The sequence below is a fragment of the Paraburkholderia sp. CNPSo 3272 genome (assembly GCF_024206495.1).
Classification (GTDB): domain Bacteria; phylum Pseudomonadota; class Gammaproteobacteria; order Burkholderiales; family Burkholderiaceae; genus Paraburkholderia.
On the sequence record NZ_JAMBPQ010000002.1, the window covers coordinates 116,902 to 131,946 of the forward strand.

Here is a 15,045-nt window from a genome sequence, read left to right on the forward strand (position 1 = left end):
GGTAACATGGCGCGAAGCGCTGTCGGCACCTTCCAGCCTGTGTGCCGCCGCAGCGCGTCCTTCGTTCACGTCGTTTTGCGTCACCTGCCCGCATGGCCCAGGACAAACTGATCGCGTGTCACGATTGCGACGCGCTCTACCGCAAACCGCGGCTGCTCGGCCGCCAGTCAGCGCGATGCTCGCGCTGCGGCGCCACGCTCTACAGCAGCGCCGCGTCCCAGCTCGACCGCATCTGCGCCATCACGGTCGCGGCGCTCGTCACCTTCATCATCGCCCAGTCGTTTCCGATCATCGAGCTCGATGCGAACGGCATCACTACGGAGTCGAGCCTGTTCGGCGCCCTCGTGGTGCTGTGGCACGAGGACATGCAGATCGTCGCGGTGATCGTCTTCTGCGCAACCATCCTCTTTCCGCTCACGGAGATGGTAGCGCTGCTCTACGTCCTGGTGCCGGTGCGGCGCGGCTTCATTCCGCCGGGCTTCGACCACGTGCTGCGCGCCATCCAGTTCGTGCGACCGTGGGGCATGCTCGAGGTCTTCATGCTGGGCGTGCTCATCACCATCGTGAAAATGGTGAGCCTCGCGCGCGTGATTCCCGAAACCGCGCTCTTCGCCTTCGGCGCGCTCACGCTGATGTTCACCGTGGTCGTCACGTTCGATGCGCGCACGCTCTGGGACGTCGCCGACGGCCTGCGCGACGCCGCACGCGCGGCGCGCGAGGGCGGCGCAGGTCCAGGCGGCCTCGCGGGTGACGCCGGCCCGGCGGGACCGCATGCGCCGCATTCGCCCGCCTCGCCGTCACCGGCATCGGCGCACCCGCTCTCCGAGCCCGAGATCCGCGAGCCCGGCGCAAACACGCAAGAACCGGCGCAGCCGCGCGGCGGCCCGCTCCCCAAGGGGCCCCGATGAAATATCAGACCGCCGCCGACGCCGGCTACGTTTCCTGCCACGCCTGCGGGCACGTGCAGCCACACGTGCGCACGCGCAAGCACGCGCGCTGCGCACGCTGCGGCTCGCCCGTGCACGAGCGCAACCCGGACAGCATCATGCGCACGTGGGCGCTCCTGATTGCCGCGGCGCTGCTCTACATCCCCGCGAACCTCCTGCCGGTGATGCATACGGCCTCGCTTGTCGGCGACGAGGACGACACCATCATGAGCGGCGTGGTCTACTTCTGGACCTCGGGCGACTGGCCGCTCGCGGTGATCGTCTTTATCGCCAGTATTCTCGTGCCGATGCTCAAGCTCTCCGTGCTCGCGCTGCTCGCAATCACCTCGCAGCGCGGCTCGACCTGGCGGCCCGTGGAACGCACGAAACTCTACCGGCTCGTCGAATTCATCGGGCGCTGGTCGATGCTCGACGTGTTCGTTGTCACGCTAACCGTGGCGCTGGTACGCTTCCAGTCGCTTGCGGTCATCACGGCGGGCCCCGGCGCGATCGCGTTCGGCTCGGTCGTGATCCTGACGATGATCGCCTCAATGCAGTTCGATCCACGCTTGATCTGGGATCCGGTGGACGAAGACAAACACAAACCTGCGCAACACACACAGGATCAACCTCATGAATAGTCCGAAAGGACCGACCCCGCCCGATCTGCCGGAGCCGGAGATCGTCAAGCCGCGGCGCTGGCTGCCCTCGCTCGTCTGGATCGTGCCGATCGTCGCGGCGCTGATCGGCGTGGCGCTCGTCGTGAAGTCGGTCGCCACGCGCGGCCCGACCATCACGATCAGCTTCGTGAGCGCCGAAGGACTCGAGCCCGGCAAGACCAAGGTCAAGTACAAGGACGTGGACATCGGCTCGGTGCGCGCCATCAAGCTCTCGCCCAACCTTTCGCATGTGATCGTTACGGTCGAGCTCACCAAGGATGCAGAACGCTTCGCCGTGAAGGACAGCCGCTTCTGGGTCGTGCGCCCGCGCGTGGGTGCAAGCGGCGTCTCGGGCCTCACCACGCTGCTCTCGGGCTCGTATATCGGCGCCGACGCCGGCCGCTCGCAGGAATCGCAAAGCGACTTCGTCGGGCTGGAAGCGCCGCCTGCCGTGACCATCGACGAGAAGGGGCATCGCTATACCCTGCATAGTGCGACGCTCGGCTCGCTCGACATCGGCACGCCGATCTTCTACCGGCGCATCCAGGTCGGCCAGGTGACCGGCTATTCGCTCGACAAGGACGGCACCGGCGTGACGGTGCAGGTGTTCGTGAGCGCGCCCTTCGACCAGTACGTGGGCACCAATACGCGCTGGTGGCACGCGAGCGGCGTGAATGTGCAGCTCGATTCGAGCGGCATCAAGGTCAACACGCAGTCGCTCGCCACGATCGTGGTAGGCGGGCTCGCGTTCCAGGCCCCGGCCGGCCAGTCCATGGGCCCGCAAGCGCCCGACAGCGCAACCTTCGCGCTCGCCTCCGACGAGAGCGAGGCGATGCGCGAGCCGGACGGCGCGCCGCAACGCGTGGTCATGTACTTCAATCAGTCGTTGCGCGGCCTTTCGGTCGGCGCGCCGGTCGACTTCCGAGGCATCGTGCTCGGCCAGGTGACCGACATCGGCATCGAGTACGACCCGAAACAGCACAACTTCACGATGCCCGTGACGATCGACCTCTATCCGCTGCGCTTGTCGCGCCGCATCCGCGGCGAGGCGCCTGCGCCGCATACGCCGCAAAGCCAGGAGCTGATCAAGCGGCTCGTCGCACGCGGTCTGCGCGGCCAGTTGCGCACCGGCAACCTGATCACCGGGCAGCTTTATGTCGCGCTCGACATCTTCCCGAAGGCGGGCCCCGCGGCGATCGATTTCAACCACGACCCGCTCGAGCTGCCCACGGTGCCGAACTCGCTCGAAGAACTGCAGCTGCAGGTCGCGGACATCGCCAAGAAGCTCGATCAGATTCCGTTCGACAAGATCGGCAACAACCTGAACGAGTCGCTCAAGAACGCCAACCAGCTGTTCGGCAAGGTGAACGATCAGATCCTGCCGCAGCTGCAAGGCACGCTCGACCAGGCGCAGAAGACTTTCAACGCCGCGCAGTCCACGCTGCAGCAGGATTCGCCGCTGCAGTCCGACGTGCACCAGGCGATGCAGGAACTCACGCGTACGCTGCAATCGCTCAACGCGCTCTCCGATTATCTGGAGCGCCATCCCGAATCGCTGCTGCGCGGCAAATCTGGAGACAAGCCATGACGTTCCGACGCGTCCCCGCCCTTGCCACGCTCGGCGCGCTGGTCATCGCAGCCGCGTTGGCGGGCTGCAGTTCGCCCCCCAGCCGGTTCTACACACTCAGCCCGAGCGACGACACGGCTCGCACCGCCGCCGCGCCAAGCGCGGGCAACGCCCAGTGGCTGATCGAGCTGGCGCCTGTCGATGTGCCGCCGCAGGTGGCGAAGACACAGTTCGTCGTGCAAACCGACGCCAACCAGGTGCGCGTACTCGAGCAGGAGCGCTGGTCCTCGATGCCCGGCGACGAGATCCGCCGGGCGCTCTCGGGCGACCTCACGCAGCAGCTCGGCACCATCGACGTGTACGGCTCGCTGCATCCCGAGGGCGTGCCCGTCTATCGCGTGAGCGTAAACGTGCAGCGCTTCGAATCGTGGCCGGGCTCGCATGCGCTCATCGACGCCGTGTGGAGCGTACGCGCGCTCGACACGCAAACGGTCCTGACCTGCCGCAGCGTGCTCAACGAGAAGGTGGGCGACGGCTACGACGCGCTCGTCATCGGCCACCGGCAGGCGGTCGAGGCGCTATCGCAGTCGATCGCGAGCGGCGTGCGCGCGCTCGCGGCCGCGCCGCGCGTGAGTGTGGCGTCGAATGGTGGGAAGGCTGGCATGCGCGCGAAGCCGGCGGCGAGCATCGCGTGTCCGCAGATGGCGGCCGCCGGCGGCTGAGCGGGCGGTTTTCGTTGAGGCGGCGAACTCATGAAATAGCGGAATTTGACTGACGATAAAGCGCGATCGAAGCGAGGACGGTAGGGTCGACCTATCGGCACCCGCAACGTGAAACCGCTTCGGCGGCACATCGCGCGTGAACCACGGTTCACAGTCAGTCAACTATGGATTACACTTCTCCCTGTCTCACGATCCGGACGACCGAGGTATTCGACACGTGGTTCGTCAACCTGAAGGGAAGACAATCAAGACCCGGCCCTGGGATTCTGCCGAACATCTCCAGACCGAAGACGACATTGCCGAATACTTCGAAGCCTGCCTGCGCGAAGGGGGTGACGATCCGGCGTTCATCGCTCATGCGCTGGGGGTGATCGCTCGTGCCCGCGGCATGGCGCAGGTCGCGCGCGACACGGGAATCAGCCGCGAGGGGCTCTACAAGGCGCTCTCCCGCGAAGGCAATCCAAGCTTCGCGACCATCCTGAAAGTCGTGAAAGCGCTCGGGCTCGAACTGCACGGCTCGAAGGCGTCCGTTTGACTCGCGCAATGCCCGCGCTGCCGACCCGGCGCGCCAAAAGGCAACCGTACCTGGCCGCTCCCGCAACCCGCGTACAATAGCGCCTTCCCCGCAGCGTCCCATCCTCCTTCATGTCTTTCGATTTCTTTGCCCCCTGCCCGCGCGGCCTCGAAGCCGCGCTCGCCGCCGAACTGGCCGACACCGCGCAACGGCGCCTGCCGCCAGGCGCACTTGAGGTCGGCGCCGAGGTGCCCGGCGGCGTGCATTTCCGCGGCAACTGGGCCGGCGGCATCGCCGCCAACCTCCATTCGCGCATTGCGAGCCGCGTGCTCCTGAAGATCGCCCAGCGCCCGTACCGCAGCGAACAGGACATCTATGCGCTCGCGCGCGAGCAGCAGTGGGAGAAGTGGTTCTCGGCGAACGAGACGATCCGCATCGACATCACCGCGATCAAGTCGCCGCTGCGCAGCCTCGAATTCGCCACGCTGCGCGTGAAGGACGCGATCTGCGACCGCATGCGCGACAAGTCCGGCGCGCGTCCGAGCGTCGACACCGCGTTTCCCGATGTGCGCGTCTTCGCGTTCCTCACGGCGAACGAATGCACGCTCTATCTCGACACCTCGGGCGAGCCGCTGTTCAAGCGCGGCTGGCGTCTGGACAAGGGCGCCGCCCCGTTGCGCGAGAACCTCGCCGCGGGCATCCTGCGCCTGACGGGCTGGACGCCCGGCACGCCGCTCTACGACCCGATGTGCGGCAGCGGCACCTTCCTCGCGGAAGCCGCGCAAGTCGCCCTCGACATCGCGCCGGGACTCGATCGCCGCTTTGGCTTCGAGTCGCTCAAGCAGGCCGACATGGCCGCCTGGCGGCACCTCAAGAGCGAGGCGAACACGGCGCGCAATCTCGCCCAAGGCAAGACCAGCGACCTGCTGATTTACGGCAGCGACATCTCCGACGTCATGCTGGAAAAGGCCCGTGCGAACTTCAAGCGCGCGGGCTTCGGCAGCGTGACGCTCAAGCAGCTCGACGCGCGCAACATGACGCCGCCCTCGGCTGCGCCCGGCATTCTCGTGGCGAATCCGCCCTACGGCGAACGTATCGAAGTGCGCGGCCGCAACGCGCGCGGCGAGGCGCGCCCGACTGCGCGCGAGCTGCGCGGCGACGATGACGAAGGCTTTCGCCGCGCCAAGGACGAGGCGCCCGACGCCGAGTTCTTCCAGGCGCTCGGCGACGCGCTCAAGCAGCGCTTCACGGGCTGGCGCGCGTTCGTCCTCACCTCGGACCGCAAGCTGCCGGGCCAGTTGCGCCTGCGCGAAGCCGCCAAGACGCCGCTGTACAACGGTGCGCTGGAATGCCGCCTGTTCCGCTTCGACCTGATCGCAGGCAGCGTGCGCCAGCGTCCGGCCAGCGGCGGCGCGAACCCCGCCGCCGGCAACGACGACGCCAACTGACATTGGCAAACGCGCGCGGCGGGTGACGCTCCCACCCGCCGCGCAAGCGCCCGGCACGGCGCGTCAAACCTACTGACAGCACGCTGTCAGCAGCCCCCTGGCACACTGCTTCTACGCCATCCGGCGAGGCTGCCGCCGCCCGGCTGCCGCCATTCAACGTCCGCCGTTGTCTTCGAGGAGCTGCACCGTGTCTACCGATCTGTCCCGTGTGATCTCGTGGTTCGAAATTCCCGCGCACGACCTGGAGCGTGCCGCCCGTTTTTACGAAGCCGCCTTCGACACCGCGCTGCAGCGCGAAGTGGTCGGCGGCGTGCCGATGGCGCTATTCGCACACACCGAAACTGAAACCGGCGGCTGCATCGTGTTCGATCCGCATGACGCCAAGCCCGACCCGAAGGGCGTGCTCGTGTATCTGAACGCGCAGCCATCGGTCACCGCCGTGCTCGACCGCGTGGAAAAAGCCGGCGGCAAGCAGCAGGGGCCCGCAGTGGAGTTGCCGAACAACTACGGCTATATCGGCTTCTTCATCGATACCGAAGGCAACCGCGTCGGTCTGCACGCGCCGAAGCTCGGTTAAGCCGCGGCCGGGCGCCACGCGCGCCCGGCGCTATCATCTGTGCTTGTCCCCCTCCCCGCGCCCGCCTGCGCGACCGTCCGCCCATGACCCGCCGCGCCGACCGCCTTTTTCGCATCGCCGAACTGCTGCGCGGCCGGCGCCTCACCACGGCGCAGCAACTGGCCGTCTGGCTCGAAGTTTCGCCGCGCACGGTCTATCGCGACGTGCGCGACCTGCAGCTCTCGGGCGTGCCGATCGAAGGCGAGGCGGGCATTGGCTACCGGCTGGCGCGCACGGCGAGTCTGCCGCCGCTCACCTTCACCGCCGACGAACTCACCGCGCTCGCGGTGGGGGCGCGCATGGCCGAATCGTGGGGCGGCGCGGCGCTCGCGAGCGGCGCACGCGGCGCGCTCGCGAAGATCGCCGCCGCCATGCCCGCGGAAAAGCGCGCCGTGCTGGAACGGCTTGCCGTGTTCGCGCCGGCGTATCACATGGATCACGCGTTCTCGGACAAGCTAGACGCGCTGCATCGCGCCGTCGACACTCGGCTCGTCGTGCGCTTCGCGTACTGCGACCGCATCGGCGCGCATACGCAGCGGCGCATCTGGCCGCTTGGGCTCGTGTACTGGGGCGCGCAATGGACCGTGGGCGCCTGGTGCGAAATGCGCGAGGACTTCCGCAACTTCAACATAGCTCGCATGGAGAACATGGAAGTGCTCGAGCAGTTTCCCGATGTGAGCGGGCGGCGCCTGGCCGACTATCTGCGCCGCGTGAATGCGCCCTCGCTGTGAGTGCCGAGGAGAGGCGCAACAAAAAAAGGCGCGCATCGCTGCGCGCCTTTCACGTGGGTCTGATGCGAGCCGCCCTCACTCCACCGACTTCACCATCTCCTCGATCACCTTCTTGGCGTCGCCGAACACCATCATGGTTTTATCCATGTAGAAGAGTTCGTTGTCGAGGCCCGCGTAACCGGCCGCCATCGAGCGCTTGTTCACGATGATCGTGCGCGCCTTGTACGCCTCGATAATCGGCATGCCCGCGATGGGCGACTTCGGATCGTTCTTCGCCGCGGGATTCACCACGTCGTTCGCGCCGAGCACCAGCACCACGTCGGTCTGGCCGAACTCGTTGTTGATGTCCTCCATCTCGAACACCATGTCGTAGGGCACCTCGGCTTCCGCAAGCAGCACGTTCATGTGGCCCGGCATGCGGCCCGCCACCGGATGGATCGCGTAACGCACGTCCACGCCCTTCTCTACGAGCTTGTCGGTGAGTTCCTTCAGCGCATGCTGTGCGCGTGCCACCGCAAGGCCATAACCGGGGACGATCACCACGCTCTCGGCGTTGCCGAGCATGAAGGACGCGTCCTCGGCCGAACCCGAATTCACCGGACGCTGCTCCTGCGCCCCACCCGCCGCCGCCGCGCCCGCTTCGCCGCCGAAGCCGCCCAGCAGCACGTTGAAGAACGAGCGGTTCATCGCGTGGCACATGATGTACGAGAGGATCGCGCCGGAAGAGCCCACGAGCGAGCCCGCGATGATCAGCATGGCGTTGTTCAGCGAGAAGCCGATGCCCGCTGCCGCCCAGCCCGAGTACGAGTTCAGCATCGAGACGACCACGGGCATGTCCGCGCCGCCGATCGGGATGATGATGAGCACGCCCAGCGCGAACGCGATCAGCGTCATGATGATGAACGGCAGCCACGACTGCGTGAGGAAGAACAGGATGCCGAAGCCGATCATGCCGAGCGCGAGGAACAGGTTGATCAGATGCTGGCCCGGATAGACCACCGGTGCGCCCTGGAACAGCCTGAACTTGTACTTGCCGGAGAGCTTCCCGAAGGCGATCACGGAACCCGAGAACGTGATCGCGCCGACGAACGTGCCGATGAACAGCTCGATGCGGTTGCCATACGGCAGGAAGCCCGGATACGGCGCGTCTTCTGCAACCAGTCCGAATGCTGCGGGCTCGGAGACGACCGCATACGCGATGCACACCGCCGCCAGACCGATCAGCGAGTGCATGGCCGCGACGAGTTCGGGCATCTTCGTCATCTCGACGCGCGCGGCGACGTACGCTCCGAGGCCGCCGCCCACCACGAGCGCCGCAAACAGCAGCGCAAGCCCCAGCCCAAGGTTCGAGCCGAACTGTGCGGACTCCTTCACGATCAGCGCAAGGGTCGTGAGAATGGCGATGGCCATACCGACCATGCCGAACACATTGCCGGCGCGCGCGCTCTTCGGATTCGACAGCCCCTTGAGCGCCTGGATAAAGCAGACCGACGCCACCAGATAAAGCAGCGTAACGACGTTCATGCTCACGAAGTTCAGCCCCATCATGCGCCCTCCTTGCTGCCGGACGCGGAGAGCTTCTTCGGCTCCTTCTTGCGGAACATCTCCAGCATTCGCCGCGTGACGAGGAACCCGCCGAACACGTTCACGGCCGCGAGCAGGACGGCGAACGTGCCGAAGAACTTGCCCGGTCCGCCCACGGTCAGGCCCGTGGCGAGCATTGCGCCGACGATCACGATCGCGGAAATGGCGTTGGTCACGGCCATGAGCGGCGTATGCAGCGCGGGCGTGACGTTCCAGACCACGTGGTAGCCGACATACACGGCCAGCACGAAGATGATCAGGTTGATGACGGTATGGTTGATGACTTCCATTGTTGGTCTCCTCCTCGTCATGCCTTGCGCGTGACCTGGCCGTCGCGGGCCAGCAGCGTGGCCGCGACGATGTCGTCCGCGAGATCGATGTTGAGCGCGCCTTCCTTCGTGACGATGAGCTTCAGGAAGTCGAGCAGGTTGCGTGCGTAGAGCGCAGAGGCGTCGGCGGCGACCATCGAGGCGAGGTTCGTGTAGCCGCAGATCTGCACGCCGTGGTGCGTCACCACCTTGTCGGCCTCGGTGAGCGGGCAGTTGCCACCGCGTCGCCCGCTTGTCTCGTCGGCGACCGGACCGCGGCCTGCAGCGAGGTCGATGACCACCGACCCGGGCTTCATCGCCTGCACGGTTTCCGAAGGCAGCAGCGTCGGCGCGTCGCGGCCTGGAATCAGCGCGGTCGAGATGATGATGTCCGCCTGCTTCGCGCGCTCGTGCACCAGCGCCGACTGGCGCGTCAGCCACGACGGCGGCATGGGCCGGGCATAGCCGCCCACGCCGACGGCCGCTTCGCGTTCCTCATCGGTTTCGTAGGGTACGTCGAGGAATTTGCCGCCGAGCGACTCGATCTGCTCCTTCACGGCCGGGCGCACGTCCGAGGCTTCGATCACCGCGCCCAGGCGCCGCGCCGTGGCGATGGCCTGCAGGCCCGCCACGCCCGCGCCGAGAATCAGCACGCGCGCGGCTTTCACGGTGCCGGCGGCGGTCATGAGCATCGGCATGAAGCGCGGATAGAGGTTCGAGGCCACCAGCACCGCTTTGTACCCGGCGATGTTGGCCTGCGAGGACAGCACGTCGAGGCTTTGCGCGCGCGTGGTGCGCGGCGCGGCTTCGAGCGCGAAAGCCGTCACGCCAGCCTCGGCGAGTTTCGCTGCGTTCTCCGCATTAAAGGGATCGAGCATGCCGACCAGCACCGCGCCGCGCCTCATGAACGGCAATTCGCTGACGGTGGGCGATTGGACCTTGAGCACGAGGTCCGCGCCGAAGGCCGTGGCCGCGTCAGCGACCTGCGCGCCCACGGCCGTGTAGGCCTCGTCGGGATAGCTCGCGCCGACGCCCGCGCCGGCCTGGATCGTGACCGTGTGGCCCTGGGCGACGTACTTCTTGACTGTCTCCGGCGTCGCGGCCACGCGGGTTTCGTTCGCCCGCGTCTCTGCAGGCACTCCGATATGCATCGTTGTTTCCTCCTCGACCTTCTTGTTCTAGCTGTTCTGGCTCGAATCGAGCGAAGGGAGGCCGACAAACGGCGTTCAAGCGCCGGCATCCATTGCAACGGCAAACGACGGCACCACTTTAACCGAAAGCAGCGACGCCTTTGTAGCGGGAATTGCCCGTTTTTGTGCGATGCACACAACAAGCTGTGTCGTCCGACCGGACGGTCGGCAGTATCAGGCGAGCCGGGCACGCGCCCCTGTGGGGCCCGATCCGGCCCCGGGCAGCGTTCGCGCCGTCCCGGTAAAATACCGGCCCATGAATGAGGAAACCTGGGCACCCCACGTCACCGTGGCCGCAATCGTCGAGCGCGACGGGCGTTTTCTGCTCGTCGAAGAGCACACGCCAACTGGACTGCGCCTGAACCAGCCCGCCGGCCATCTGGAGGCGGGCGAAACGCTGCACGAGGCCGTAGTGCGCGAAACGCTCGAGGAAACGGCGCATGCGTTCACGCCGGAAGCGCTGGTCGGCGTGTATATGACGCACTTCGGCAAGCCCGGCGAGAGCGGCGCGACGTACGTGCGCTTCACGTACTGCGGCAGTGTCACCGCCGAGGCGGAAGACCGCGCGCTCGATCCGGATATCGTCCGCACGGTGTGGATGAGCGCGGACGAGATGCGCGCGGCGAGCGAGCGCCATCGCACGCCGCTCGTGATGCGCTGTGTCGACGATTACCTCGCCGGCAAGCGCGTGCCGCTGGATTTCATCCAGACGCACGCGACGGCGCCGAAGGCAGCACCCGGGATGAACTAAGGCAGCAACGAAATGAGCAAACGTAAGGTCGTAGTAGGCATGTCGGGCGGCGTCGATTCGTCGGTTACCGCATGGCTGCTCAAGGAGCAGGGATTCGACGTCGTCGGTCTCTTCATGAAGAACTGGGAAGACGACGACGACGGCGAGTACTGCTCGACGCGTCAGGACTGGATCGACGTGGTGTCGGTCGCGGACCTGATCGGCATCGACGTCGAGGCCGTGAACTTCGCCGCCGAATACAAGGACCGCGTGTTCGCGGAGTTCCTGCGCGAGTATTCCGCGGGGCGCACGCCGAACCCGGACGTGCTGTGCAACGCCGAGATCAAGTTCAAGGCCTTTCTCGACCACGCCATGTCGCTCGGCGCGGAAACGATCGCCACGGGCCACTACGCCCGCGTGCGCCAGAACGAGGGCAACGGACGCTTCGAACTGCTGAAGGCGCTCGACCACACGAAAGATCAGTCGTACTTCCTGCATCGCCTGAACCAGGCGCAGCTTTCGAAGACGATGTTCCCGCTCGGCGAGATCCCCAAAACGAAGGTGCGCGAGATCGCCGAAAAGATCGGCCTGCCGAACGCGAAAAAGAAGGATTCCACAGGAATCTGCTTCATCGGCGAGCGGCCGTTCCGCGACTTCCTCAACCGCTATCTGCCGACCAAACCCGGCCCGATGATGACGCCCGAGGGCAAGGTGGTGGGCGAGCATATCGGCCTCGCCTTCTACACGTTCGGGCAGCGCAAGGGCATTGGCCTTGGCGGCAGCAAGGACGGCAGCGGCGATCCGTGGTTCGTGGCGGGCAAGGACATGGCCTCGAACACGCTCTACGTCGTGCAGGGCCACGATCATCCGTGGCTGCTCGCTCACGAGCTGCGCGCAGGCAACGTGAGCTGGGTGGCGGGCGAGCCGCCGGCGCAGGACCATGCATGCGGCGCGAAAACGCGCTATCGCCAGGCCGATGCGCCCTGCTCGTTCCATACCGCAGACGAATTCGGCGCGGGCCAGTTCACGCTGCGCTTTCCCGACGCGCAGTGGGCCGTTACGCCCGGCCAGTCGGCGGTGCTCTATGACGGCGACGTGTGCCTGGGCGGCGGCATCATCGAGGCGGTAACGACGCTCGCGCCGCACGTGCCCGCCGTGCTGCCGCCCGAAGCGCCGAAGAAAAGGAAGCGCGTCCCGCGCAAGAAGCCTGCTGCGGCGACGGCCGCGTGACGCAAGCTGCGTCAGGCAAAACGTAAGAAAACACCGCGCGGCGCCCTGGGCGCCGCGTTTCTTTTATCCGACGTTTGAAGCCTCGCACAGGCCGCTCGAACGACACTGCCCGCTTGCCTGCCAGTTTCACGAACTTGCGGCATCATTCCCGCAAGCCGCGCCCAGCAACCGCGCGGCTCACGCGCGCCGCCCCTTCACAAGAGGAGAGCAGGCGCGCGCATTACATCAAGTTCGAGGAGTTCCCCCCAATGTTTTCCCGACGTTATCTCGCCATGTGGGGCGCGGTGCTGCTGCTCGCGGCCTGTGCCGCCGCTGCCGCGCTCCATCGCCTGTCGTGGTACTGCATGATCGTGCCCGCGCTTCTTGTCGCGCTCGGCCTCTACGACATGTTCCAGGAGCGCCACGCGATCCTGCGCAACTACCCGATCTGGGGTCATCTGCGCTTCCTGTTCGAGTTCGTTCGGCCCGAATTCCGCCAGTACTTCGTCGAGGACGACACCGACGAAAAGCCGTTCTCGCTCGCCCAGCGCAGCCTCGTCTACCAGCGCGCGAAGAACGCGGTGGACAGCCGCCCGTACGGCACTGAACTCGACGTGAAGGCCGTGGGCCACGAGTGGATCAGCCATTCGCTCGCGCCCACGAAGCTCGCAGGCAGCGACTTCCGCGTGCTCGTGGGCGCCAACCGCGCGCAACCGTACTCGATGTCGATCTTCAACATCTCGGCGATGAGCTTCGGCGCGCTTTCCGCGAACGCCATTCGCGCGCTCAACATGGGCGCGAAGAAAGGCGGCTTCGCGCACGACACCGGCGAAGGCTCGATGTCGAAGTATCACCGCGAGAATGGCGGCGACGTCATCTGGGAGATCGCCTCGGGCTACTTCGGCTGCCGCAACGACGACGGCACCTTCAGCGCGGAAAAATTCCAGCGCCTCGCGAACGAGCCGCAGGTGAAGATGATCGAGGTGAAGCTCTCGCAGGGCGCGAAGCCCGGCCACGGCGGCATGCTGCTCGCGGCCAAGGTCACGCCCGAGATCGCGGAGACGCGCGGCATTCCCATCGGCCAGGATTGCGTCTCGCCCGCGCGCCACTCGGAGTTTTCCACGCCGCGCGGCCTGCTCGAATTCGTCGAGCGCCTGCGCAAGCTCTCGGGCGGCAAGCCCACGGGCTTCAAACTGTGCATCGGTCATCCGTGGGAGTTTTTCGGCATCGCCAAGGCGATGCTCGAAACCGGCATCCTGCCGGACTTCATCGTCGTGGACGGCGCGGAAGGCGGCACGGGCGCAGCGCCGCTCGAATTCACCGATCACATCGGCACGCCGCTGCAGGAAGGCCTGCTCCTCGTGCACAACACGCTCGTGGGCATCGGCCTGCGCGACAAGATCAAGATCGGCGCGAGCGGCAAGATCATCACCGCGTTCGATATCGCGCGCACGCTCGCAATCGGCGCGGACTGGGTGAATTCGGCGCGCGGCTTCATGTTCGCCGTGGGCTGCATCCAGGCGCAGAAGTGCCACTCGGACCGCTGCCCCACCGGCGTCGCCACGCAAGACCCCGTGCGCCAGCGCGCGCTGAACGTGCCGGACAAGGGCGAGCGCGTCTTCAACTTCCACCACAACACGCTGCACGCGCTGCAGGAGCTGATTCAGGCCGCGGGCCTCGCGAGCCCTTCGGATCTGCGCGCGCATCACATCGTGCGGCGCGTGTCGTCGTATGAAGTGAAGCTGATGTCGGAACTGCTCAGGTACCTGAAGCCCGGCGATCTGCTCGAAGGCCGCTATCGCTATCAGCTGTATGAGAAGTGGTGGCCGGTTGCGCGCAGCGATTCGTTCGCGCCGGCCGAGGAAAAGATCGTCTGAGGAAGGCGATCTGCGGCTTGAACGAAAACGCCCGACGGCACGCAATGCCGTCGGGCGTTTTGTTTTAGTCACATCAGCTGCAGATCAGCTGAAAGTCAGCCTTGCGGCACCGTGTCGACGAACGACTGACGCTGCGAGAGCTTCTCGAAGTGCCGCGCGAGATTCGGATGCGCCTCGCGCCAGTTCAGTTCCGGCATGCGGAAGTCGAGATAGCCGAGCGCGCAGCCCACGGCAATATCCGCGATCGTGTAGCGGTTGCCCGCGCACCACGGGTTGCCGGCGAGCCCCTTGGCCATCGCGGCGAGGCTTTCGTGGATCTTGCGCTCCTGGCGCTTGACCCACGCCTCGTTGCGCTGCTCCGGCGTGCGCTGCGTGCCTTCGAGGCGGATCAGCACGGTTGCGTCGAGCATGCCGTCGGCGAGCGCCTCCCAGCAACGCACTTCGATACGCTCGCGTCCTGCGGGCGGAATGAGCTTGGCCACGGGCGAGAGCATGTCGACGTACTCGCAAATCACGCGCGAGTCGAACACGGCCTCGCCGTCGTCCATCACGAGACACGGAACCTTGCCGAGCGGGTTGAAATCGTGAATCGCCGTTTCCTCGCCCCACACGTTTTCGAGCACCAGCTTGTAGTCGATTTTCTTTTCGGCGAGCGTGATCCGCGCCTTGCGGACATACGGGCTGCCGAGCGAACCGATAAGTTTCATACCACCTGCCTTTTCTGGAATCCGGCCGAAGTATACGTTGGATTCGTAATTTTCTGACGCGCCGTCTGTTGCAGTGCAGGATTTTTCCTACAAATGATGTCAGCAGGAGACAACACCGGGCGATAGCGGCGCGCGGGTCGGGTCACCGCGAGCCAGCGCGTCCGTTTGTAGCCAGCGCTACAATCTCACGATGGACTCGACCCTCAAGCGAAGCGCCCCGGCCGCCTCGAGCGAAGCCCACCCTGCGGCCAGCGTGG

At 66.2% G+C, this 15,045-nt stretch carries 14 protein-coding genes and 1 pseudogene; 11 read left to right on the forward strand and 4 right to left on the reverse strand.

The window, feature by feature from the left end:
* The first annotated feature begins 92 nt into the window (after positions 1-92).
* From M3I53_RS02885 to M3I53_RS02920, 8 genes and pseudogenes are all read left to right on the forward strand, one after another.
* A complete protein-coding gene (locus M3I53_RS02885; protein ID WP_254314470.1) occupies positions 93-908 on the forward strand; it encodes a paraquat-inducible protein A in 816 nt (271 codons plus the stop codon).
* Entirely contained in the window at positions 905-1,567 is a 663-nt protein-coding gene (locus tag M3I53_RS02890; RefSeq protein ID WP_254314471.1) for a paraquat-inducible protein A, read from the forward strand. The genes M3I53_RS02885 and M3I53_RS02890 overlap by 4 nt, the downstream gene beginning before the upstream one ends.
* Complete coding sequence (locus M3I53_RS02895; RefSeq protein WP_254314472.1) at positions 1,560-3,173, forward strand: intermembrane transport protein PqiB; 1,614 nt, start codon at positions 1,560-1,562, stop codon at positions 3,171-3,173. Before M3I53_RS02890 ends, M3I53_RS02895 begins: the two co-directional genes overlap by 8 nt.
* Positions 3,170-3,874, forward strand: a complete 705-nt coding sequence (locus M3I53_RS02900; protein WP_254314473.1) for a membrane integrity-associated transporter subunit PqiC — start codon at positions 3,170-3,172, stop codon at positions 3,872-3,874. Before M3I53_RS02895 ends, M3I53_RS02900 begins: the two co-directional genes overlap by 4 nt.
* Positions 3,875-4,118: 244 nt before the next feature.
* Positions 4,119-4,409 (forward strand): addiction module antidote protein, encoded by a 291-nt coding sequence (locus M3I53_RS02905; RefSeq protein WP_254314721.1) that lies wholly within the window; start codon positions 4,119-4,121, stop codon positions 4,407-4,409.
* Positions 4,410-4,519: 110 nt separating this feature from the next.
* Entirely contained in the window at positions 4,520-5,836 is a 1,317-nt protein-coding gene (locus M3I53_RS02910; protein ID WP_254314474.1) for a class I SAM-dependent RNA methyltransferase, read from the forward strand.
* 187 nt (positions 5,837-6,023) lie between these two features.
* On the forward strand, positions 6,024-6,413 hold the full coding sequence (locus M3I53_RS02915) for a VOC family protein (protein WP_254314475.1): 390 nt from the start codon (positions 6,024-6,026) through the stop codon (positions 6,411-6,413).
* A 41-nt stretch (positions 6,414-6,454) separates the two neighbouring features.
* Positions 6,455-7,183: pseudogene (locus tag M3I53_RS02920) on the forward strand (helix-turn-helix transcriptional regulator); the annotation flags it as partial.
* 75 nt (positions 7,184-7,258) lie between these two features.
* Here M3I53_RS02920 and M3I53_RS02925 read toward each other — a convergent pair.
* From M3I53_RS02925 to M3I53_RS02935, 3 genes are read right to left on the reverse strand one after another with little or no spacing between them, the layout of a single operon-like run.
* Complete coding sequence (locus M3I53_RS02925) at positions 7,259-8,713, reverse strand: NAD(P)(+) transhydrogenase (Re/Si-specific) subunit beta (protein ID WP_254314722.1); 1,455 nt, start codon at positions 8,711-8,713, stop codon at positions 7,259-7,261.
* 14 nt (positions 8,714-8,727) lie between these two features.
* Positions 8,728-9,057, reverse strand: a complete 330-nt coding sequence (locus M3I53_RS02930; RefSeq protein WP_254314476.1) for an NAD(P) transhydrogenase subunit alpha — start codon at positions 9,055-9,057, stop codon at positions 8,728-8,730.
* Between the two features lie 17 nt (positions 9,058-9,074).
* On the reverse strand, positions 9,075-10,226 hold the full coding sequence (locus tag M3I53_RS02935) for a Re/Si-specific NAD(P)(+) transhydrogenase subunit alpha (protein WP_254314477.1): 1,152 nt from the start codon (positions 10,224-10,226) through the stop codon (positions 9,075-9,077).
* A 295-nt stretch (positions 10,227-10,521) separates the two neighbouring features.
* Here M3I53_RS02935 and M3I53_RS02940 point away from each other — a divergent pair, with 295 nt between their 5' ends.
* The 3 genes from M3I53_RS02940 to M3I53_RS02950 all read left to right on the forward strand — a co-directional run bounded on the left by M3I53_RS02940 (position 10,522) and on the right by M3I53_RS02950 (position 14,081).
* The gene (locus M3I53_RS02940) at positions 10,522-11,016 is read left to right on the forward strand and encodes an NUDIX hydrolase (protein ID WP_254314478.1); all 495 of its coding nucleotides are present in this window, start codon (positions 10,522-10,524) and stop codon (positions 11,014-11,016) included.
* A 12-nt stretch (positions 11,017-11,028) separates the two neighbouring features.
* The gene (gene mnmA, locus M3I53_RS02945) at positions 11,029-12,225 is read left to right on the forward strand and encodes a tRNA 2-thiouridine(34) synthase MnmA (RefSeq protein ID WP_254314479.1); all 1,197 of its coding nucleotides are present in this window, start codon (positions 11,029-11,031) and stop codon (positions 12,223-12,225) included.
* A 248-nt stretch (positions 12,226-12,473) separates the two neighbouring features.
* Entirely contained in the window at positions 12,474-14,081 is a 1,608-nt protein-coding gene (locus M3I53_RS02950; protein ID WP_254314480.1) for an FMN-binding glutamate synthase family protein, read from the forward strand.
* Between the two features lie 95 nt (positions 14,082-14,176).
* Here the strand turns inward: M3I53_RS02950 and M3I53_RS02955 are convergent, their stop codons facing one another.
* Entirely contained in the window at positions 14,177-14,788 is a 612-nt protein-coding gene (locus M3I53_RS02955; RefSeq protein WP_254314481.1) for a glutathione S-transferase C-terminal domain-containing protein, read from the reverse strand.
* Positions 14,789-15,045: the final 257 nt, after the last annotated feature.

What these genes read in the sequence shown, in the direction of transcription:
- M3I53_RS02930 (WP_254314476.1), bottom strand. Translation starts at nt 9,057, where the DNA reads ATGGAAGTCATCAACCATACCGTCATCAACCTGATCATCTTCGTGCTG.
- mnmA (WP_254314479.1), top strand. Translation starts at nt 11,029, where the DNA reads ATGAGCAAACGTAAGGTCGTAGTAGGCATGTCGGGCGGCGTCGATTCG.
- M3I53_RS02950 (WP_254314480.1), top strand. Translation starts at nt 12,474, where the DNA reads ATGTTTTCCCGACGTTATCTCGCCATGTGGGGCGCGGTGCTGCTGCTC.
- M3I53_RS02885 (WP_254314470.1), top strand. Translation starts at nt 93, where the DNA reads ATGGCCCAGGACAAACTGATCGCGTGTCACGATTGCGACGCGCTCTAC.
- M3I53_RS02890 (WP_254314471.1), top strand. Translation starts at nt 905, where the DNA reads ATGAAATATCAGACCGCCGCCGACGCCGGCTACGTTTCCTGCCACGCC.
- M3I53_RS02895 (WP_254314472.1), top strand. Translation starts at nt 1,560, where the DNA reads ATGAATAGTCCGAAAGGACCGACCCCGCCCGATCTGCCGGAGCCGGAG.
- M3I53_RS02955 (WP_254314481.1), bottom strand. Translation starts at nt 14,788, where the DNA reads ATGAAACTTATCGGTTCGCTCGGCAGCCCGTATGTCCGCAAGGCGCGG.
- M3I53_RS02900 (WP_254314473.1), top strand. Translation starts at nt 3,170, where the DNA reads ATGACGTTCCGACGCGTCCCCGCCCTTGCCACGCTCGGCGCGCTGGTC.
- M3I53_RS02940 (WP_254314478.1), top strand. Translation starts at nt 10,522, where the DNA reads ATGAATGAGGAAACCTGGGCACCCCACGTCACCGTGGCCGCAATCGTC.
- M3I53_RS02910 (WP_254314474.1), top strand. Translation starts at nt 4,520, where the DNA reads ATGTCTTTCGATTTCTTTGCCCCCTGCCCGCGCGGCCTCGAAGCCGCG.
- M3I53_RS02935 (WP_254314477.1), bottom strand. Translation starts at nt 10,226, where the DNA reads ATGCATATCGGAGTGCCTGCAGAGACGCGGGCGAACGAAACCCGCGTG.